This window comes from Extibacter sp. GGCC_0201 (genome assembly GCF_017566055.1).
Taxonomy (GTDB): domain Bacteria; phylum Bacillota; class Clostridia; order Lachnospirales; family Lachnospiraceae; genus Extibacter.
Genome location: NZ_JABFCH010000001.1, coordinates 82,690 through 103,828 on the forward strand (window position 1 = coordinate 82,690; position 21,139 = coordinate 103,828).

General features: G+C 50.7%; 19 protein-coding genes. 17 read left to right on the forward strand and 2 right to left on the reverse strand.

Features of this window, described 5'->3' with window-relative positions; all coding sequences use genetic code 11:
• The first annotated feature begins 5 nt into the window (after positions 1-5).
• The 6 genes from HJV72_RS00385 (at position 6) to HJV72_RS00410 (ending at position 3,975) form a co-directional block, all read left to right on the forward strand.
• Positions 6-206, forward strand: a complete 201-nt coding sequence (locus HJV72_RS00385; RefSeq protein WP_208067784.1) for a PLDc N-terminal domain-containing protein — start codon at positions 6-8, stop codon at positions 204-206.
• Entirely contained in the window at positions 207-1,118 is a 912-nt protein-coding gene (locus HJV72_RS00390; RefSeq protein ID WP_208067785.1) for an ABC transporter ATP-binding protein, read from the forward strand.
• Positions 1,115-1,879, forward strand: coding sequence for an ABC transporter permease subunit (locus tag HJV72_RS00395; RefSeq protein WP_208067786.1), 765 nt, complete (start codon positions 1,115-1,117; stop codon positions 1,877-1,879). Before HJV72_RS00390 ends, HJV72_RS00395 begins: the two co-directional genes overlap by 4 nt.
• A gap of 78 nt (positions 1,880-1,957) precedes the next feature.
• Complete coding sequence (locus tag HJV72_RS00400) at positions 1,958-2,791, forward strand: DUF5685 family protein (RefSeq protein ID WP_208067787.1); 834 nt, start codon at positions 1,958-1,960, stop codon at positions 2,789-2,791.
• Between the two features lie 6 nt (positions 2,792-2,797).
• Positions 2,798-3,454 carry a DnaJ domain-containing protein gene (locus tag HJV72_RS00405; RefSeq protein WP_208067788.1) on the forward strand — a complete coding sequence of 219 codons (657 nt, stop codon included), beginning with the start codon at positions 2,798-2,800 and terminating at the stop codon, positions 3,452-3,454.
• A complete protein-coding gene (locus HJV72_RS00410; protein WP_208067791.1) occupies positions 3,445-3,975 on the forward strand; it encodes a hypothetical protein in 531 nt (176 codons plus the stop codon). The genes HJV72_RS00405 and HJV72_RS00410 overlap by 10 nt, the downstream gene beginning before the upstream one ends.
• A gap of 59 nt (positions 3,976-4,034) precedes the next feature.
• Here the strand turns inward: HJV72_RS00410 and HJV72_RS00415 are convergent, their stop codons facing one another.
• The gene (locus HJV72_RS00415; RefSeq protein WP_208067793.1) at positions 4,035-4,904 is read right to left on the reverse strand and encodes a DUF2877 domain-containing protein; all 870 of its coding nucleotides are present in this window, start codon (positions 4,902-4,904) and stop codon (positions 4,035-4,037) included.
• 275 nt (positions 4,905-5,179) lie between these two features.
• On the opposite strand from HJV72_RS00415, the gene allB (HJV72_RS00420) reads away from it, so the two are divergent.
• Genes allB (HJV72_RS00420) through HJV72_RS00435 form a run of 4 tightly spaced genes read left to right on the forward strand, consistent with a single transcriptional unit; the run spans position 5,180 to position 10,760 of the window.
• Positions 5,180-6,589: an allantoinase AllB gene (gene allB / locus HJV72_RS00420; RefSeq protein ID WP_208067795.1), complete on the forward strand. Its 1,410-nt coding sequence runs from the start codon at positions 5,180-5,182 to the stop codon at positions 6,587-6,589.
• Between the two features lie 27 nt (positions 6,590-6,616).
• Positions 6,617-7,978 (forward strand): NCS1 family transporter, encoded by a 1,362-nt coding sequence (locus HJV72_RS00425; RefSeq protein WP_208067797.1) that lies wholly within the window; start codon positions 6,617-6,619, stop codon positions 7,976-7,978.
• A gap of 15 nt (positions 7,979-7,993) precedes the next feature.
• The gene (gene allB / locus HJV72_RS00430; RefSeq protein WP_208067798.1) at positions 7,994-9,367 is read left to right on the forward strand and encodes an allantoinase AllB; all 1,374 of its coding nucleotides are present in this window, start codon (positions 7,994-7,996) and stop codon (positions 9,365-9,367) included.
• 28 nt (positions 9,368-9,395) lie between these two features.
• A complete protein-coding gene (locus HJV72_RS00435) occupies positions 9,396-10,760 on the forward strand; it encodes an NCS1 family transporter (RefSeq protein ID WP_208067800.1) in 1,365 nt (454 codons plus the stop codon).
• A gap of 152 nt (positions 10,761-10,912) precedes the next feature.
• Here the strand turns inward: HJV72_RS00435 and HJV72_RS00440 are convergent, their stop codons facing one another.
• Positions 10,913-11,767 carry an alpha/beta hydrolase gene (locus HJV72_RS00440; RefSeq protein ID WP_208067802.1) on the reverse strand — a complete coding sequence of 285 codons (855 nt, stop codon included), beginning with the start codon at positions 11,765-11,767 and terminating at the stop codon, positions 10,913-10,915.
• Positions 11,768-12,124: 357 nt separating this feature from the next.
• Between HJV72_RS00440 and allE the strand changes: the two genes are divergently transcribed.
• From allE to HJV72_RS00475, 7 genes are read left to right on the forward strand one after another with little or no spacing between them, the layout of a single operon-like run.
• Positions 12,125-12,913: a (S)-ureidoglycine aminohydrolase gene (allE, locus tag HJV72_RS00445; protein ID WP_208067804.1), complete on the forward strand. Its 789-nt coding sequence runs from the start codon at positions 12,125-12,127 to the stop codon at positions 12,911-12,913.
• Positions 12,914-12,950: 37 nt separating this feature from the next.
• Positions 12,951-14,003, forward strand: a complete 1,053-nt coding sequence (gene allD, locus HJV72_RS00450; RefSeq protein ID WP_208067805.1) for an ureidoglycolate dehydrogenase — start codon at positions 12,951-12,953, stop codon at positions 14,001-14,003.
• A gap of 14 nt (positions 14,004-14,017) precedes the next feature.
• Positions 14,018-17,032 carry a DUF1116 domain-containing protein gene (gene fdrA / locus HJV72_RS00455; protein WP_208067806.1) on the forward strand — a complete coding sequence of 1,005 codons (3,015 nt, stop codon included), beginning with the start codon at positions 14,018-14,020 and terminating at the stop codon, positions 17,030-17,032.
• 33 nt (positions 17,033-17,065) lie between these two features.
• Positions 17,066-18,001: a carbamate kinase gene (gene arcC / locus HJV72_RS00460; RefSeq protein WP_208067807.1), complete on the forward strand. Its 936-nt coding sequence runs from the start codon at positions 17,066-17,068 to the stop codon at positions 17,999-18,001.
• A 14-nt stretch (positions 18,002-18,015) separates the two neighbouring features.
• Positions 18,016-19,629 carry an L-lactate permease gene (locus HJV72_RS00465; RefSeq protein WP_208067808.1) on the forward strand — a complete coding sequence of 538 codons (1,614 nt, stop codon included), beginning with the start codon at positions 18,016-18,018 and terminating at the stop codon, positions 19,627-19,629.
• 19 nt (positions 19,630-19,648) lie between these two features.
• On the forward strand, positions 19,649-19,852 hold the full coding sequence (locus HJV72_RS00470; RefSeq protein ID WP_208067809.1) for a hypothetical protein: 204 nt from the start codon (positions 19,649-19,651) through the stop codon (positions 19,850-19,852).
• Positions 19,853-19,889: 37 nt separating this feature from the next.
• Positions 19,890-21,131, forward strand: coding sequence for a M20 family metallo-hydrolase (locus tag HJV72_RS00475; protein ID WP_208068031.1), 1,242 nt, complete (start codon positions 19,890-19,892; stop codon positions 21,129-21,131).
• Positions 21,132-21,139: the final 8 nt, after the last annotated feature.

Genomic DNA, 21,139 nt, shown 5'->3' on the forward strand with positions numbered 1-21,139 from the left:
TAAAAATGGATGCATTAAGAGAATATCTGCCGGTCTTGCTGCCGGTCATCATCATTGAACTTGCCCTTGCGGTTATGGCGCTCGTGCATGTGCTGAGGCACCCGCATTACAAAACCGGCAACAGGGTGCTGTGGGTCATCGTTGTGCTCTTCGTACAGATTATCGGCCCGATTGCATATTTCGTGTTCGGACGGGAGGATTCATAGATGGATACATTAGAAGTCCGGGGGCTTACAAAGCGCTTTGGACAGAATGAAGTGCTCAAAGGGGTAGAACTCCTTGTCCCACGACACTGCGTATATGGGCTGATCGGGCAGAACGGTGCCGGAAAGACGACTACCATGAGAATCATACTCGGATTACTTGCACAAGATGCGGGAGAGGTGTATGTGTGCGGCGAGAAGGTGAAGTACGGGGAGACGAAGACGAACCGCTTCGTGGGCTATCTCCCTGATGTCCCCGAATTCTATGGATTCATGACGCCGGAAGAGTATCTGAGGCTGTGCGGCAGGATATGTGGGATGGAACACGCGCAGATTAGGGAAAAGAGCGGTGAACTGCTGGAACTATCCGGGCTGAAAGAGAACAGGAAGAAGAGGATAGGAGGATTCTCCCGGGGGATGAAGCAAAGGCTTGGCATTGCCCAGGCACTGCTGAACGGGCCGAAGCTTCTTATATGCGACGAGCCGACTTCGGCACTTGATCCTGTCGGGCGAAAGGAAATACTTGATATACTGGAACAGGTAAAAGAGAAGACTACCGTTATCTTTTCCACCCATATTCTGTCTGATGTAGAGCGTATCTGCGATTCGGTCGCGTTTCTGCACGACGGCACCATCATACAGGACGGAACGCTGGAGGAGCTTAAGATGCGGCACATCGTAGACACGATGATCGTGGAGCTGTGCCGTCAGGAAGACGTGCAGCGGCTGCTGAAGAAGCTGGATGGCCTGCAGGTAAGCCGGCAGAACAAAACGACCCTTGTCATCCACGCCAAGGACATCTATACGGTCCAGCACCGGCTGATGAACATGCTGGCCGACGGTCAGATAGCGGTGGAAAAGCTGGAAATACAGGAACCGTCGCTGGAAAATCTATTTATGGAGGCAGTGAGATGAAAGGATATATCGCATTTACGAAAAAGGAATTTATGGAATACTTCCGCTCTTATAAGCTGCTTATCATACTGCTGGTATTCCTTCTGCTCGGGTTCATGAATCCAATATCCGCAAAGTATCTCCCGGAACTGGTAGAGAATTTTATGCCTGCGGGGATGCATATGGACATACCGGAACCTGTCATTGCGGATGCATGGATACAGTTCTTTAAAAACGTGCCTCAGATTGGCCTTGTCGTAATGGTTATCATGTCGAGCGGCGTGGTATCTCAAGAACTGGGCAGGGGGACGCTCTTGCCGGTATTGACGAAAGGGCTGAAGAGAAAAGCGGTCTGGCTGTCCAAGTTTACCGGGGTAGCCGTGCTGTGGAGCATAGGGTATTATCTTTCCTTTGCGGTTACGTATTTCTACAGCGCCCTGTTCTGGGATGAGACGGCCGTGCCGGAACTTGGTACTGCCGTATTCTTCGCCTGGCTGTTCGGCCTTCTGCTCCTTAGCATGGTACTGCTGGGCAGCACGATGTCCAAAAGCTATGCAGGAGGCCTGCTGCTTGCGGGGGCGGTGCTGCTTGCCGGAATGCTGATGTCGATGCTGCACGGCGTAAGCAGATACAGTCCGGTCAGGTTGGCGTCGGAAAACATGTCCCTCATTGATGGAACGCTCAAAGCGGAGGATTTTCTGCCGGCGGCAACAGTAGCAGCGGTACTGGCGGTGGCAGCGGTGCTGGCAGGAATTGCACTGTTTGACAAGAAACAGCTGTAAAAAAGAACAGGTTCTGTGATATAATAGGCTGACGGCTCTGCTGTCAGCCTATTATAAGCTTAAAGGAAGAAGAATACGATGTTTGGATATGTTACGATTTATGAGCCTGAGCTGAAGGTCAGGGATTTCAGGAAGTATAAGTCCTATTACTGCGGACTCTGCCATACGCTCAAAGAGCGGTACGGCTTCCTCGGACAGATGACCCTCACATATGATATGACATTTGCGGTCGTGCTGCTGACCTCGCTTTACGAGGCGGATACAGAGCACATGACGTGTCCGTGCAAGGTGCATCCGGTAAAGAAGCAGGCTATGCTGGTGAATGAGTATACGGCGTACGCGGCGGACATGAATATGGTACTTGCCTATTACCACATGAAGGATGACTGGATAGATGAGAAGAAGATCAGCGGATTTGCCGGAACCTATGCGCTCCACCGCAAGGTCAAGCGGATTATAAAGAAGTATCCGAGGCAGAGCAGGGCAATCTGCCGTTCCCTTAAGGAACTGTCGGCCTGTGAAAGAGAAGGCGTCACGGATATCGATATACCGGCAGGGTGCTTTGGCAGGCTCATGTCGGAGCTGCTTGTGTACCGGAAGGACCACTGGGAAGACCGGCTCAGGACCGTAGGGTTCTTTCTCGGCAAATTCATCTACATCATGGACGCGTACGAAGACCTGGACAAAGACAGGCGGGAAGGATGCTATAATCCGCTGAAAGAAGCAGCAGAGCATGCGGATTATGAAGACAGATGCCTTCAGATCCTCCAGATGATGATTGCGGAGTGCTGTGCCGGATTTGAGCAGCTGCCGTGCCTATTAGATATAGACATTTTGCGCAATATATTATATGATGGAGTTTGGAACCGTTATAAAAAGGTTCAGCAACAAAAGAAGGAAGCGAAGGAATAAAGCGATATGACGAAGAATCCATATGAAGTATTAGGGGTATCCCAAAATGCGTCAGACGATGAGATAAAGAGTGCATACCGGGAACTGACGAGAAAATACCATCCGGATGCCAATGTGAACAATCCGCTGGCCGATCTGGCAGAAGAGAGGTTCAAGGAAGTTCAGGAAGCCTACGATACGATTATGAAAGAAAGGGAGCAGGGCGGCGGCTACCGTTACGGCTACGGCGGAAACGGCGGGTATGGCAGCGCCGGGGGCGGCCAGCAGGGCGGCTTCGACAGCTCCCAGCAGAATGTCGAGATGCAGGCGGTGTATAACTTTATCAACAGCAGACGCTTCCAGGAGGCGCTAAACCTTCTGAACCGTATGCCGGAGCGGACATCACAGTGGTATTATGCAAGTGCATATGCCAACGCAGGCATGGGGAACAATGTCCTGGCCAGAGACCATGCGGCTCAGGCAGTCAATATGGAACCAAACAATGTGCAGTACCGCCAGCTGCTGAGCCAGCTTGAATGGAACAGCCAGAGGTACCAGAATAATCCGTACGGGGGGTATGGCGCCGGCGGGCAGACATGCGGTACCGGCAATATGTGTTGTGACTTGTGTATCGCAGACCAGCTCTGTGAATGTATGGGAGGAGATCTTTGCACATGCATGTAAAGGCAAAATCTATGGCTGTGTGCGGCCTGATGCTCGCACTGTCGGTCGTATGTATGGTTCTAGGAAGCGTAATAGAGACGAGCACCTTATTCCTGCTGGCGGCGGCATCCTATTTTACCGGAATCGTAATCCGGGAATTCGGCCCTTTCATGGGGGCTGCATTTTGGCTGGCTGCAGTCCTGCTTGGGTTTATACTGGCTCCGAATAAATTTTATGTAATTACATTTGCGGCGATGGGATTCTATATCATGGCTGTCGAGACGGCCCATCGAAAGCTCGGGGCTTCACGGCTTCAGAACCGCAGGGCGGCATTCTGGATAATAAAGTACATCGTATTCAACATACTGTATATTCCTGCGGTATTTCTGCTGCAGGAGCTGTTGTTCGGGCGCAGGATAACAGGCATGATTCTCGCCGGTATCATAGCCGGGGGACAGATAGGCATATGGATATACGACAGGGCGTATGAATACGTACAGAGTCATATATGGAGCCGAATGCGGGGGCATCTGATGAATTGAGAATAGTGTGTCTTGCGAATAAGGATGGCCTGGCAGCCGTGACGGCTGCCAGGCCATCCTTATTTTAAGAAGCCGGCCAGATCCAGGGCATACAGGATACCGCACAATGTATCTGTTCCGGAGGAGTGTCCCACAGCCTCAAAGCTTTGGAGAATCTCATCGGCCGGGGGGAGATCCGGCAGACGGCAGATGGCCAGGCTGAACTGGTTCTGAAGCGCACATCGCAGGAAAGTAGCGCTGATGTCATTCGTATCGGACAGATGGCTCTCCAGTTCGGCAATCAGGCAGCGCGCAAAAGGATGATCAGATAGCCGGCAGAGTGTGATTGATGCGAGCACGCCGCACAGAAAGTCATCGCCGCTTGGCGTAAGGCCGATGCCAAGACCGATGAGCTGTGAAAGAGTACGGGCCGCTTCCATATATCCCTGCTTCCAAAGCAGGAGGCGGCAGCGCGACATATGTTCCCTGGCGGCGGAAAGGACCAGGCTTTCACCGCCCGCCATCCCGGGACGGGATGAGAACAGCAGGCAGAAGCCATCGGCTGCGGATTTGCCGAGAGCCATCTGTACACGGCTTTTCAATACGTCAGGAGAAGAACCGGCAGAGAGCGCAGACAGCCCGGAAGGATAGATATGGCCGGGAATGTAGCGGAAGAGGACCGATTTTCCGGAAGATAGGATTTCTATAGATTCTCTGGAAAAGCGTACTGCCTGTCCCGGTTCGATATGGAGGGATTTGAGCATTCCTGCTGTCAGGTCCGTAATAAGGCTGACTGGAGACAGCGGGGAAGAGGCGGACTGCAGGGCAAGAAGCTGCCCTGATGCCTGAATATTTATCGTTTTATTATATACAGAATGAACAGTGCCGGAAAAACAATGACACAGGAAATCGTCTGCATATGAAGATGTATCCGTTATCATAGAAATCATAGCTTAACAGCTCCTTCGCCGGATGTGGTGGACGGAGCGCTAAAAGCCAGACTCCAATCTAATAATTGATTCTATCAAAAAATAGAATAAATTACAAAAAATAAATTAAATGATAATTATTTTTATACATATCAGACAAAAAAACGCTATTTTTTCCCGGTTTCATGTCATTGTTTTTCTCAATTGTATCTAATAAAATACATGTTATGTAATAAATGGTTAACCAGAGTATGATAAAAAAAAGACAATTGGTACCTTTGACAAGGAGGAAAGCGATGTATGATTTAGTAGTGAAAAACGGAAAGCTTGTAACCCCGGACAGGATTTACGAGGCCGATATTGCAGTGAAGGACGGCGTGTATTCCGCTTTTCTTGCAAAAGGAACAGTGGCAGAGGCAAAAGAAGTTATAGATGCGAAGGGGAACTATGTGTTCCCGGGTATCATCGACTGCCATGCGCACCTTAATGAACCAGGTTTTGAGTACAGGGAGGATTTCGAGACTGGTTCCAGAGCGGCAGCCGTGGCAGGCTGCACGTGCCTGATCGACATGCCGCTGAACAATGACCCTTCTCTGATGAACAAAGAGATTTTTGACCTGAAGATGGGACGTATCAGCAAGCACTCGGTGATTGATTTTGCGCTTTGGGGCGGTATCGTAGGAGATTACGACAATCAGCCGGGTTCTGTGAAGAACAATATGAATGACCTGGTGGACTTGCATAACTGCGGCGTGGCGGCATTCAAAGGCTTCACATGTCCTAATGGGGACCTGTTCCCTACTGTCAATATGGGAAATGTGAGAAAGGCGCTGGAGATATTGAAGCCATACGATGCACTTTGCGGATTCCACTGTGAAGAGTTCGGCCAGGTACTGGAGCGTGAGAAAGAGGCAAAGGCAAGAGAAGGCAGAAGCGGTGAAGAGAAGATCAGGGATTTCCTCGATTCCCATGATGTATGGACGGAATATGTAGCCACGAAGAACGTAATCGATATGGCCCGCGCGACCGGCGGCCGTGTACATATCTGCCATGTGAGCCATCCGATGGTTGCACAAGTAGTAAAAGATGCTATCCATGAAGGGCTTCCGATTACGGCGGAGACCTGTCCGCACTATCTTGGGTTTACAGAAGACTTTGTATTTGAAAAAGGTGCTCCGGCAAAATGCACCCCTCCGATGCGCACGAAAGAAGACATGGAAAAGCTGTGGGACTATGTGCTTGACGGGACGTTATCCTGTGTGGGCAGCGATCATTCTCCGGCGGCAGATGAAGAAAAGGACAATGCGACAAAGGATATATGGCATGCATGGGGCGGCTTGAATGCAATCCAGTTCTTCCTGCCGATGATGTTTGACATGGTTGTCAACAAGAAAGGCTTAAGCCCGACCCTGATTGCAAAAGTGATGGATTACAACCCGGCTAAAGTGTTCGGGCTGTATGGAAAGAAAGGTGCGTTCGAGCTTGGATTCGACGGTGACATCGTTATCGTGGATCCGGATAAAGCATGGAAATGCAGACAGGAAGAGCTGCTGACGAAAGGACACGTATCCTGCTTTGACGGGCTGGAAGGAAAAGGTGCTCCTGTATATACGATCATCCGCGGTAAAGTCGTAGCTGTCGATGGCAGCTACAAAGAAGATGCGGTGGGATATGGGATGTATGTGACTCCGGCAGACGCCAGATAACAAAAGAAGGAAAGAAGGAGAGAGATTATGAGTGATGTAAATAAAGAAGCGAAGAAAGAATCCGGCTCATTGGCGCCGATTCAGGAAAAAGACCGAATCATGGGATGGGGGTCCTATCTGATGCTCTGGCTTGGCGGATGTATCTCCATCGGTACGCTGACGATGGGTTCGGCACAGCTTGACAAGGGGCTTAACCTTATGCAGGTGTTTCTGGCCGTGCTGATAGGTTCTACCATTCTCGTCGTCGGCATCTGCGTAAATGACCGTTTCAGCTATAAGTCAGGAGCGCCATATGCGATACAGCTGAAGAGCGCTTACGGTACGAAAGGCAATATCGTACCCGTAATGATCCGTGGACTGCCGGCAATCGTGTGGTATGGATTCCAGACATGGCTCGGGGGATCTGCAATCAACCAGATATCTATCGCAATCTTCGGATATGACAATGTCGTACTGTTCTTCATCTTATTCCAGGTGCTCCAGATTATCCTGTCGGTAAAGGGCTTCCATGGAATCAAATGGGTGGAGAATGTAGGCGGTGTCGTCATCGTATGCGCGATGCTCTACATGCTCTATGTATGTGTTACCCAGTATTGGGGCGTTATCGGCGATAAGCTCATAAGCAGGGAAGGTTCCTGGGGGATGCCTTTTATTGCAGCCATCATAGCATTCTTTGGAAACAGCACGACGGTTATGCTCAATGCAGGTGACTACTCCCGGGAGCTCAAAGGTGGTTTCTCCGTAGGAAAGCGCGGCGTCGCTTACTTTATCGCCATGGTTCCTACGACGGTACTGCTTGGCCTCATAGGTGCGATGGCGTCTACCGCCACAGGTATCGCGAACCCGATCAATGCATTCTCACAGATGGTCAATAACAAAGTCCTCTTAGTAGCAACACTTGGGTTCATCTTATTTGCGCAGATGACGACAAACCTTGCCAGCAATGTCGTACCGCCGGCTTATGCATTTATGGATGCATTTAAGATGAAGCACAAGACAGCAGTTATCCTTGTCGGTGTCCTGGCCGTCTGCACTTGTCCATGGATTCTGACAAATGACAGCTCGGCTGCAGGATTAGACCTGTTTGTTAAGATCTATACAGCGTTCTTCGGACCGATATTTGCAGTTCTGGTAACAGATTACTATATTATGCACAGGGGTAAGATTGAGGGAGAGAAACTGGATGACTTGTATGATGACAAAGGAAACCATGCCGGCATCAACTGGGCAGCCATTATAGCGACGGCCGTAGGCGCGGTCATCGGGCTGATCAATGTAGACATTTCCTTCTTTACAGCCACGATACCGACAGGGCTGGTATACTATTTCTGTATGAAGAAGATGCCGTCATGCGGACGTTTCAGGAAAGGAACTTCTCTTGAGAAGTGATAGGAGGCAATACATATGTATGATGTTCTAGTGAAAAATGGAAAAATTGTAACGGCAGATGCTGTCTCAGAAGGGAACATAGCTGTAAAAGACGGTAAAATAGCAGCCGTGCTGGCCGCAGGCATCGAGCCTGAGGCTTCAAAAGTCATAGACGCGAAGGGGAACTATGTGTTCCCCGGAGCCATCGATACGCATGCACATCTGAATGACCCTGGATATGAGTGGCGGGAAGATTATGAGCATGGTACGGCCGCGGCCGCGGTCGGCGGCTATACGACAATTATAGATATGCCGCTGCAGAACGAACCGGCCATGACGAATGCAGACCTGTTTGACCGGAAGGTGGAAAAAGTGGACAGCAATGCCTACTCAGACTATTGCTTCTGGGGAGGCCTCGTACCGGATAATTTTGAGGATTTAAAAGGGATGCACGACAAAGGATGTGTAGCATTCAAATCATTTATCGGTCCCGTATCCCCGGATTACAGTTCCTTAAATTACGGGCAGGCATATGAAGCGATGCAGCGCATCAAAGAATTTGGCGGTCGGGCAGGCTTCCACTGCGAAGACTTTTCCATAATCAAATGGCAGGAGGCCAGGATGAAAAAGGAAGGCCATCTAGACTGGCAGGGCTTTCTGGATTCCAGACCGGTCATCGCCGAGATGGTGGCGACCGTAGACATGATTGAGATTGCCAAGGCAACGGGATGCAAGGTACATATCTGCCATGTGAGCAGCCCCGATGTGGCACAGAAGATTAAGGAAGCACAGCAGGAAGGCTATGATATAACAGCCGAAACGTGTTCCCATTACTTAAGCCTCACGGACAGGGACGTCATAGAAAACGGTCCGATGTTCAAGTGTGCGCCTCCGCTCCGTTCCCAGGACGAAGTAGACAGATTGTGGACATATGTAGAAGACGGTACGTTCAGCGGAATTGCAAGCGACCATTCCCCGTGCTCCTATGATGAGAAGTTCAAAGAAATTCTTGGCAGTAAGATAGAGAATGTATTCGACGTATGGGGAGGCATCAGCGGAATCCAGAGCGGTTTCCAGGTGGCGTTCAACGAAGGGTGCGTTAAGAGGGGCGTAAGCCCTGCCGTGCTTGCTAATTCTATGGCAAAGCTTCCGGCCAGGGCGTTCGGAATCTACGGCAGAAAGGGAGATATCAAGCCGGGATTTGACGCGGACCTGGTAATCGTCGACCCGCAGAAGGAATGGGAGATAACAAGTGATTCTCTCCTGTATGTTAATAAAATATCTGCATTTGTCGGCATGAAGGGCAAGGGACAGCCGGTATGTACGGTCATCCGCGGGAATGTCGTTGCCGAAGATGGAAAGATTACAGCAGAAAAAGGCGTGGGCGAATTAATCAGACGATTAAGCTAAGCCTGTGCATATCGAAAGGAGAGAGAAGATGAGTAATATCGTTGAAAATATGAATCTGAACCCGGAACTCGTCAAGAATGTGGATCCGGATCTTCAGCCGACCAAGAAACGTATCATGGGATCATTATCCTATGCGGCAAGCTTTATGGGAGGGTGCGTATCTATCGGTACGTTCTCCATGGGTGCGGGACTGATTGGGGTACTGACAGTAGGGCAGGCGATTCTCGCCATGATCATAGGATGCCTCGTCATCGCCATTGCACTCGTTGTAATCGGCAACTGCGGACATAAGTATGGGATACCTTATACGGTACAGCTCAGAAGCAGCTTTGGAACAGCTGGCGTCAAGATACCTGGACTGCTCAGAGGCGTGCCTGCGATTATCTGGTTCGGATTCCAGAGCTGGGTAGGAGCCGGTGCCATCAACAGCTGTTTCAAGATCTTGTTCGGATTTGACAATCTGCCGGTCGTCTATGCATTGTTTACGCTCCTGCAGGTAGCGCTCGCAATCAAAGGTTTTGAGGGTATCAAATGGCTTGAGAACATATCCTGTGTCTTTATCATTGCAATCCTGGCTTACATGCTGTACGTGGTGAAGACGCAGTTTGCCACAGAGATCGATGACGTGTTCTCAGGAATAAAGGGAACGTGGGGCATGCCGTTCTGGGCAGCGACCACATCCTTCCTTGGCATCTATTCGACCATGATTATCAACGCATCAGACTATTCACGTAACCTGAAGGAAAATGTAAAGTCTGTCCGCACCGCAAGCATATACACGGTGGCTATCCTGCCGGTAACGCTGTTCATGGGGCTCATAGGGCTGCTTGTTACGGCAGCGACAGGAAACAGCGATCCGGTCGTCGTGTTCTCTACGACGATGGGCAGCAAGTTCCTTACGATCGTGACGCTACTGTTCATCGCATTTGCCCAGGTGACGACGAACGTACTGAACAATATCGTGCCGCCGTCTTACGTATTGATGGAATCCTTCCACATGAAATGGTCGCACGCCACAGTCGTCGTCGGTATCCTCTCTGCGTGCTGCATGCCATGGAAGCTGGTTACCGATCAGTCGGCGGCAGGGCTTAGCCTGTTTACCCAGTTCTACTCCGCGTTCCTCGGACCAATCTTCGCGGTCATGGCGGTAGACTACTATATCCTCCGCAAGAAGAAGCTGGATATCAACAACATGTATGACAAGCAGGGCATATACAAAGGCGTCAACTGGGCGGCCATCATCGCGATAGTCGTGGGCTCCCTCTGCTCCCTGCTCATCGTGGAACTGTCATGGTACATAAGCCTCATACCGACAGGGCTTGTCTACTACTTCCTGATGAAGACGATGAAGAGCTCGGCACCATTCCGCAAAGGGACAATATTCGGGGAATAAGTTAAGAATTTAATGGCAGCGTACGGAGAAGGGAACGGATGTATATGGTCGTGTCAAAGCGCTCCGTTCGCCGGGTATCCGTAGCTGCAAGAAGAGCCGGAAGCAGGCGCGAGGATGTTATGTGAGATAACACCCTCGCGCCTGCTTCCGCTTTACATCCTTCTGGCTTCGTCGAGGAACTTCAGCGTCTCTTCGAGAAGGCTTCCCGTAAACGGGTCCTCCTCGACCCGGTCGAAATCGTGGGTGCTGCCTGCTGCGATAAACTGTTTTGCGGCATAGCGGCCTGTTAGCGCCAGGAATTCTTCGTACGGTACATCCGGATCGTTCGTGCTGTGTGCACAGAACAGCGGACATGGCAGAGAGGTGCATGTACGCAGGGTATAGTCCAGATAGAAGTATTTCTCGCGCCCTTCGTACAGCAGCGACCGCCACCGCCCGGTCTGCCTTGCATAGACATAGATGCTGTAATGTGTGTCCAGACTTCCAGAAGACCGAAGCTCTGTACCGGCGCTGTCCAGACAGGAGGCTTCCACCGGAGGGAGAGAGCAATAGAAGCTGCTCGGGGTCTCGAACCAGCCGTCGCAGAGAAAGCCGTATCCGTAGTAGGAAAGGATACCCTTCGGGGCGGTGGGGAGGTCACCCTGAGCGGCGGCCAGAAGACAGAGATATGCGCCAGCGGAACGCCCCCAGAGGAAGAAAGGAAGCTCACAGCCACAGTACATATCAGAGTATTCCACATAGTGTGAGATGGAAGAAGAGACGTCATCCAGTATCGTATTCAGCTTTGCCGCCGGCGCAAGGGGATAGTCATATGAGATGATGATATATCCTGCGCCTGTCAGCGTGTCGATATGGAGCCTGGGAAGGTCATCCCTTTCCCCGTACAGAAGGCCGCCTCCGTGGAAATACAGGATACAGGCTCTGGGTGCGGCACCGCTGTCTGCATATATGGTGGCATGTTTCTGGTATAATGTATTGCTTATTTCTATAACTTTCTTCTCTAGCATATTGTAAGTCTCCTTTCAATCCCCATTTTAGCGGGCCATATGGATAAAGCATATAGATAACATAAATAACGTGCAGCGAGGTGCATATATTTTTGTCTGCTGCGGATAAATATCTACAAAATGATATCCTGGTAAAAAAGGCATGCCGGCAGTCGCTGCAATAAAGATATTATAACATAAAACCGATATGGGCAGACATGTGAAAAAAATGACAATGGGGTATAAAGTTGATAAAAATTCTGTTCGGTTTTCTCAATAATAATCATTGAAAAATCGTATGGCAGTTGTCATAATTATGGTATAAAAACTGGTTGACCACTAGAGTAAATTATAAGTAAAGAAAGAGAGGAATTAAAAATGAGTTATTTAAACGATCAGGTAGGGTACCGCGAGGAGCTTTTGATGACACGTTCCGTAATCAAGAAAGAGAATTATGTGCTTCTCGAGCCAGACGGACTTGTGAAGAACAGCATTCCGGGCTACGAGAACTGTGACGTGACAATCCTTGGCTCGCCGGCGATGGGAGCGTCTTTTGCCGATTATCTCGTAACGGCAAGGGAAGGCGGCAAGAACAGCGGAATCGGCGGAGAAGGGCTGGAGACATTCCTGTATGTGATATCAGGCGAAGTTACGGTTAAAAATGCGGATAAAGAAGAAGTGCTCACAGAAGGCGGATATATCTTCTCACCGGAAAGCAACGTAGTATCTTTTGAGAACAAGGGCAAAGAAGAGGCTAAGCTTTTTGTATACAAACGCAGATACGAAAGAGTGGAAGGCTACAGTGCATACACGGTTGTAGGCAATGCGAACGATCTGCCATGGATTGAATATGAGGGGATGGAGAACTGCCATATCAAAGATTTCCTTCCGGCTGCAGGCGACTTTGGATTTGATATGAACATGCACATCCTCAAATTTAAGCTTGGCGCGTCACATGGCTATATCGAGACGCATGTACAGGAGCACGGAATGTATTTCCTGCAGGGCAAGGGCATGTATCGTGTAGATGACGAATGGGTCCCGGTCAAAGCAGGCGACTATATGTTCCTGGATGCGTACTGCCCACAGGCTTGTTACGCAGTAGGCCGCGAGGAAGACTTCGCTTACATCTACTCCAAAGACTGTAACAGAGACGTGGTATTATAAACCGGGGAAAGAAAAATAGCAAAGAGGAGCAGAAAATATGAAACTATCTCGGGATGAATTAAAAAACCTGATGAAAAATAAGCTGATAAAAGCGGGCTTAAGTGAAGAACATGCCGATATGACGGCGGAGATACTCACGTGGTCGGATGAAAGGGGATACCATTCCCATGGCGCTGTCCGGGTGGAGTATTACAGCGAGCGAATCGCCAAAGGCGGTATTACGACAGACCCCGCGTTTGAATGGAAAGAGACGGGACCGTGCTCTGCGATATATGAAGGGGATAACGGCTGTGGCTATGTGGCTTCCACCCTTGCGATGGAAAAGACGATAGAGATGGCTAAAAAGTCAGGCATCGCCGTGACAGGTATCCGCAACATATCACACAGCGGTTCCATCGGATATTATACGGAGATGGCTGCAAAGCAAGATCTTGTGGCAATCGCGTTCTGCCAGTCTGACCCGATGGCAGTGCCGTTTGGAGGAACGGAGCCTTACTATGGCACGAACCCTATCTCGTTCGCGGCGCCTACGGCTGACGACAGGACGGTCGTATTCGATATGGCGACGACGGTCCAGGCGTGGGGCAAGATTTTGGATAAGCGTTCCAGACATGAGGCGATACCGGATTCCTGGGCGGTGGATGAAAAAGGGCAGCCTGTGACAGATTCAAGACTTGTCAACGCGCTGCTTCCGATTGCCGGCGCAAAAGGATACGGGCTTATGATGATGGTAGACGTATTTGCAGGAGTATTGCTCGGCGTTCCGTTCGGTAAACATGTAAGTTCCATGTACCATGACCTTTCCAAGGGAAGAGATCTGGGACAGATGTTCATCGTCATGGATCCGTCAAGGTTCGTCGGTCTGGATGCGTTTAAGAAGTCTATGTCCCAGGTGCTCGATGAGCTGGGAGAGATGCCCGCGGCCGAAGGGTACGGAAAGGTATACTATCCGGGAGAACGTGCGGTCATGCGACGTGATAAGGCATATGAAACAGGCGGCGTGGAGATTGTAGATGAGATCTATAACTATCTCGTAAGTGAGGATGTACATTACGACAGATACGACCACAAAAACAGATTTGCCGAATAGGGGAAGGAGAACGTATGTTAAAGACAATTGTGAAGAAGGGAAGCTATCATGATTCCGTTGTTCTCATGCTTTTGACGAACCAGATTTCAACAATCAAAGGTGTGAAGAAGGTATCGATCATGATGGCGACACCCGCCAATAAAGATATATACAGACAGAGCGGACTGAGTACGGAAGAACTGGAGAGCGCGTCGGCAAATGACATGGTTGTCGTTGCGGATGTGGATGATGAGAGCCTTCTGGATACGATTATGCAGGAGACGGAAGCATTTTTCAAAAAGCAGTCTACCAAGGAAGGCGACAAAAAAGGAGCCGAGTCGGTAAAGTCCTGGGATAAGGCGCTTGAGAAGCTGCCGGAAGCAAACCTTGCAGTCATCTCTATCCCGGGAGCGTATGCGGCACTGGAAGCGGACCGTGCGCTGGACGAGGGTATGAATGTGTTCATGTTCAGCGATAATGTGACGCTGGAAGACGAGATCAAGCTGAAGAATAAAGCACATGACAAAGGGCTGGCAGTTATGGGTCCGGACTGTGGTACTGGAATCATCCAGGGCGTGCCGGTCGCATTTACGAACAATGTAACGCCAGGCTCTATCGGCATTATCGGAGCTTCGGGAACAGGCATCCAGGAGCTGACAACGATTATCGACCGTCTCGGCGAGGGCGTCAAGAACGCCATTGGAACCGGCGGACGCGACTTGTCATCGGAAGTGGGCGGTACTACGATGATGGATATGATCGAGGCGATGGAGAGCGACACGAGCGTCAAAGTGCTCATCATCATATCCAAGCCGCCGGCCAAGGACGTAAGGGATAGGATTTCCGACCGTTTAAGCAACTTTAAGAAACCGGTAATCACGCTGTTCCTCGGCGAAAAGCCGGAATTCCACGAGGAGAACTTCTACCACGCGTACACGCTTGATGAAGCGGCCCGCCTGGCAGTCGGACTCGTAAGGGGCGAAGAGGTGAAAGAGGCGGAAGTAAATGTTGATTCTGCTGATTTCTTCCAGCCAGATGATAAGAAGACGATTAAGGCATATTATTCCGGAGGGACACTTGCAGGTGAGGCTGCAATGCTCATCAAAGACGCACTTGACATGAAAGTGCCGCCACAGAAGGCGGAAGGATTTATGCTCAAGACCGGCGGACACATCGTGGTGGACCTCGGAGATGACGTATATACCCAGGGCAAGCCACATCCGATGATCGATCCGGCCAAGCGCATCGAGTGCATGCAGGAAGCAATCGATGATGCGTCTACCGGAGTCATCCTTCTGGATATCATGCTCGGATACGGCTCCCACGAAGACATGGCAGGAGCACTTCTCCCGTCTATCATAGAACTGAGAGACAAGGCAGAAGCGGAAGGAAGGAAATTATTCTTTGTTGCCACAGTATGCGGCACGAGAAGAGATTTCCAGGATTATGACGAAGCGGTCGGCAAGTTAAAAGACGCGGGCGTCATCGTATGTGAGAACAACAAGCTGGCAGTCCACACGGCCATCCGGGCTATCGGCATGGACTTTGAAGAGCCGGCAAAAGAGATTCGTCCAAAGAAAGTGGCGGAGATTGAGAAGGCAGAAGCGTCAGAGAAGCTGATACAGCTTCTTTCTGAAAAGCCGAAGATTATCAATATAGGCCTGAAGAGCTTCGCGCAAGTCGTGGAATCCTTTGGCTGTGATGTCGTACAGTATGACTGGATGCCACCGGCAGGCGGGGATGTGAAGCTCATCAAGGCGCTTTCCTTCCTGCGCGGATATGAAGGTTTTGATATGGATGAGGCGAACCGCTCCGTGATTGCCAAGATTGTGGCGAGCCAGCCGGTAATAAAAGATGTCGTTCCTGCAAAGTCTGTTGTGGAAGAGCTGAATGAAGGGAAGGTCATCCTTCACGCAGGCCCTCCTATCCAGTATAAGGATATGCCGGACCCGGTTCAGGGCTCCTGCGTGGGAGCCGCCTTGTTCGAGGGATGGGCAGCAACAGAAGAAGAGGCGAGAAAGATTCTGGAGTCCGGAGAAGTTACGTTCATTCCGTGCCACCACGTCAGGGCAGTGGGGCCGATGGGTGGAATCACTTCCGCGAACATGCCTGTCTTTGTGGTGAAGAATATGACGGACGGCAACGAGGCGTACTGTACGATGAACGAAGGTATCGGCAAGGTGCTCCGGTTCGGCGCTTATTCCCAGGAAGTCGTAGACCGTCTGCTGTGGATGAAAGAAGTGCTCGGCCCGACACTTGGCAAGGCAATCCGTTCTATCGACGGCGGGCTCAGTGTCAATCCGCTCGTTGCAAAAGCGATTGCGATGGGAGATGAGTTCCATCAGCGGAATATCGCAGCATCGCTGGCTTTCTTAAAAGAGGTAAGTCCTATCATAACGAAGATGGATATGGATGAAAAGGACCGCTATGATGTCATCAAGTTCCTGGCAGATACAGACCAGTTCTTCCTCAACATCATGATGGCTACAGGGAAGGCCGTCATGGACGGGGCGAGGCTCATAACAGAAGGAACGGTCGTTACGGCTATGTGCAGGAACGGTGTCGAGTTTGGTATCCGCATCAGCGGGATGGGAGACGAATGGTTCACGGCACCGGTCAATACACCTCAGGGCCTTTACTTTACAGGTTATGACGGCGAAGACGCGTGCCCGGACATGGGAGACAGCGCTATCACGGAGACGCTTGGCGTGGGCGGCATGGCTATGATTGCTGCTCCTGCGGTAACACGGTTCGTAGGTGCGGGCGGATATGAAGATGCCCTGCGTACAAGTACCGAGATGACCGAGATTACAATAGACCGGAATCCGAATTTCATCATCCCGAACTGGAATTTCCAGGGTACATGTCTTGGAATAGACGCACGGCTCGTAGTGGAAAAAGGTATCACGCCGGTTATCAATACAGGTATCGCACATAAAATTGCCGGATATGGACAGATCGGGGCAGGAACGGTACACCCGCCGGTCGAATGCTTTGAAAAGGCAGTCACGGCGTATGCCAGGAAGCTTGGATTCGTTTCAGAAGAATAGTAAACACAGCTTTCAAGCTGGGAGGACAGCCATATGAAAAAGAAAAGAGTTGTTATTGCATTAGGAGGAAATGCGCTCGGTAAGAATTATGAGGAGCAGAAAGAGGCGGTTGCAAAGACCGCGAAGGTTATCGTGGATCTGGTGCAGCAGGATATGGAAATCATCATTACCCATGGCAATGGCCCTCAGGTAGGAATGATACAGAATGCGATGGATCAGCTGGCGTGCACGTCGGAAGACTACAAGGAGACGCCGCTGCCGACCTGCGTGGCCATGAGTCAGGGATATATCGGTATAGACTTGCAGAATGCAATCAAATATGAGCTTTACAGCCGTGAAATGGATGTGAAAGTGTCTACTATCCTGTCTCAGGTAGAAGTGGATAAGGAAGACGAGGCGTTCAGGAACCCTACAAAGCCAATCGGCCGGTTCCTGACAAAAGAAGAGGCAAAGAAAAATGAGGAAAACGGGATTCCATGCATGGAAGATGCAGGAAGAGGCTACCGTATCGTGGTGGCCTCCCCGATGCCGAAAAGGATCCGGGAACTTCAGACGATCAAGACGCTCGTAGATGCGGGACACATCGTCATTACATGCGGTGGCGGCGGAATACCGGTCGTGAATGACGGTGGGAAGCTCTCAGGCGTCAGTGCCGTGATTGACAAAGATAATGTGAGCAGCCTTCTCGCGGCAGAACTTGACGCAGACTATCTGATCATTCTCACCGCGGTCGAAAAGGTGGCAATCAACTTTGGCAAAGAGAACCAGAGATGGCTCAGTGACCTGACAGTGGACGAAGCAAGAGAATACATAGCACAGGACCAGTTCGCAAAGGGCTCCATGCTCCCGAAGATTGAAGCCGCCATTCGTTTTGCGGAGTCCGCAGAAGGACGCCACACTCTCATCACTCTGCTTGACAAGGCGGCCGAAGGGATTGCGGGAAAGACGGGTACTGTAATACACAAGTAATTAGGAGATAGAATATGAACGTACCAACAAATCTGTTTATGTGGATAATGGCATGTCTGCCAATCCTAGTTTTATTACTGCTGATGATCAAGTTCCAGTGGGGAGCTACAGAAGCTGCCCCGGTGGGGCTCGTGATTACGATTGTCACGGGAATCTTGTTTTACAAAGCGGATATCAGGCTTCTGGCAAGTGAAAGTGCCAAGGGCATATGGAGCGCGCTGATTATTCTTCTGATCGTATGGACGGCGATACTGCTTTACCAGGTTGCTGATGAGGCGAAGGCATTTCTTGTCATCAGGAATGGGATGAGAAAGCTGCTGCCGAATGAGCTTCTTGTCGTACTGGCGCTTGGCTGGATATTGGAGAGCTTCCTCCAGGGCATCACCGGATTCGGTGTGCCGGTAGCGGTGGGTGCGCCGCTGCTGATAGGCATCGGGGTGACCCCTGTGTACGCGGTTATCATCCCGCTGCTTGGGCAGGCATGGGGCAATACGTTTGGAACGCTGGCCGCTGCCTGGGATGCGCTCGTGATGTCTACCGGCCTGGAGCCGGGAAGTTCCGATTATCTGGCAGCGGCATTCTGGGCAGGCCTCTTCATCCTGCTGTGGAATGTCGTAACCGGCCTTGTGATATGCTGGTTCTACGGCAAGGTCAGGGCGGTGAAGAAAGGGCTTCTGGCAGTGCTTATACTGGCCGTTATCCAGGGCGGAGGAGAATTGCTTCTGACACAGGTGAATACGACAATATCTTGTTTCGTGCCTTCCTGTATCGCGCTGGTCGTTCTGTTCCTGATAGGAAGAATGAAGATGTACAGAGAAGAATGGAGCCTTTCTGACAGCCCGATCATGAACCGTCATTCATCTGCGGATGAGACAGCCGACGAAGCTCCGGCAGATATGTCTCTGCTGCAGGCATTCGTACCATATATCCTGCTGACGGCCCTTACGATGATCGTACTCGTCGTGACACCGGTGAACAAGTTTCTGGGACAGCTGTCCCTTGGCTTCTCCTTTCCGGAGACTTCGACGGGATATGGATTCGTGAACAAGGCAGAAGCATGCTTCTCGCCTCTGGCGCCGTTCACCCATGCCAGCATGTTCCTGTTCCTCGCCTCTATTGCAGGCATCCTGTATTTTAAACGGCATGGCTGGATCAAGGAGGGCGGCACGAAGAGAGTATTTGCCAGATCAGTCGCCATGACGATGCCTTCCGGCATAGCTGTTATCGGCCTCGTCATCATGTCGAAGATAATGGGCGGAACCGGACAGACCATGGTTCTGGCAGACGGTATCGCCAGAATACTCGGCAAAGCTTATGTCATACTGGCGCCGGTAGTAGGTATGATTGGATCATTTATGACAGGGAGCAATATGTCCTCCAACATCCTGTTCGGCGACTTCCAGGTGACGACGGCAAATCTGCTGCATCTGGATAAGGCGGCTTTCTTAGGAGCGCAGACTGCCGGAGGGGCGATTGGGAGTGCAATCAGTCCGAGCAAGATCATACTCGGGACGACGACAGCAGGCATTCTCGGAAGCGAAGGGCAGGTACTGAAGAAGATTATACCAATTACGCTGACGACCACGCTTGTTATCGGAATCATCGTATTTGTGTCAGTGATATTGTAGAATCGGGAGATGTGGCACTATGGAAAAGAAAAGTTTTTTGAAGTCAAAAGAAGGCGGGCTTACGGTTGCATTCGTAGTCATACTGATAGCGTTCGTCCTTATCCTGGCAGGCCTTAAGATGCAGGGAGACGGGATGTGCGCGGCAGGATTTGTGCTCATGGCCGCAGCGATGCTGTACTCGCCGCTGAAGGTATACGTGTTAGACCGCATTAAGAAAAGATAGATGAGATTCGCCGCCTATGGCGAGAAAGGGTATATATATGGTTATTGAGGAGATTACAGGCAGAATCGCAAGAGACTTGGAGCATTTAAAACAATATACGGCGACACCGGGAAATGGATGCACGAGACTGCCGTTTACGAAGGAAGCAAGAAAAGCCGTAGATTATCTGAAAGAGCTGATGCATGAGATTGACCTGGAAGTATCTGAGGATGCGGCAGGCAATGTGTTCGGGGTATTGAAGGGAGAAGATCCGGACGCCCCCTGCGTGATGATGGGGTCCCATTATGATTCTGTAACGAACGGCGGAGACTATGACGGAATCGCAGGTGTCATCTGCGCGATAGAAGTGGCCCGCCTGCTCAGAGAAAAAGGTCTGAAACCAAAGAGGAACTTTGTGGCCGCCGGATTTAACGATGAAGAGGGGATGAGGTTCGGAACCGGATATTTTGGTTCTGGAGCGATGCTCGGACACCGCGATGTAGAGTATACGAAGAAGTTCTGCGACAAAGACGGTATCTCTATCTACGAAGCGATGAAAGCGTATGGCCTTGTGCCGGAGCAAGTCAGCGAGGCTGCTTGGGGAGAAGGCATGATCGGCTCCTTCCTGGAAGTACATATCGAACAGGGGCCGGTTCTCGACACGGAAGGCATTGAACTTGGGCTCGTAGACTGCATCGTCGGAATACAGAGATACATGGTGACGGTCAACGGACGTGCCGACCATGCAGGAACGACGCCTATGGATATGAGGATGGACGCAGTGGACGCGGCGACGAAAGTTATCTCGAAGATTGCGGACTGGGCGAGGGAAAAAGCAGACGGTACGGTTGCCACGGTCGGATACATCAATACGGTTCCGGGCGGAATGAACATCGTTGCGGAGAAGGTTGAATTCACCGTAGACATCCGTTCCAGGAATAACGACAATATCAACGACATCGCGGCCAGAATCAAGAAAGCGCTCGAGCGGGAAACAGCCGAGTACGGCGGAAGCTATGAGATTGAAAACAAGCTGACAATTACGCCGGTTGAACTATCTGCTAAGATGCTGGATATCATGGAAGAAGAGTGCAAAGAGCTTGGCTACAGCTATAAGAGGATGCTCAGCGGAGCAGGGCATGATGCGCTTGAAATCGGGCAGAACCTGCCGACAGTCATGCTGTTCCTTCCAAGTAAAGACGGCAGAAGCCATTGCCCGGTTGAGTTTACGAAGTACAGCGACTTCGCAAAAGGAACGGTCATCATGCAGAAGCTGGCGGAAGAGCTGCTTGGCAAATAAAGAGACGG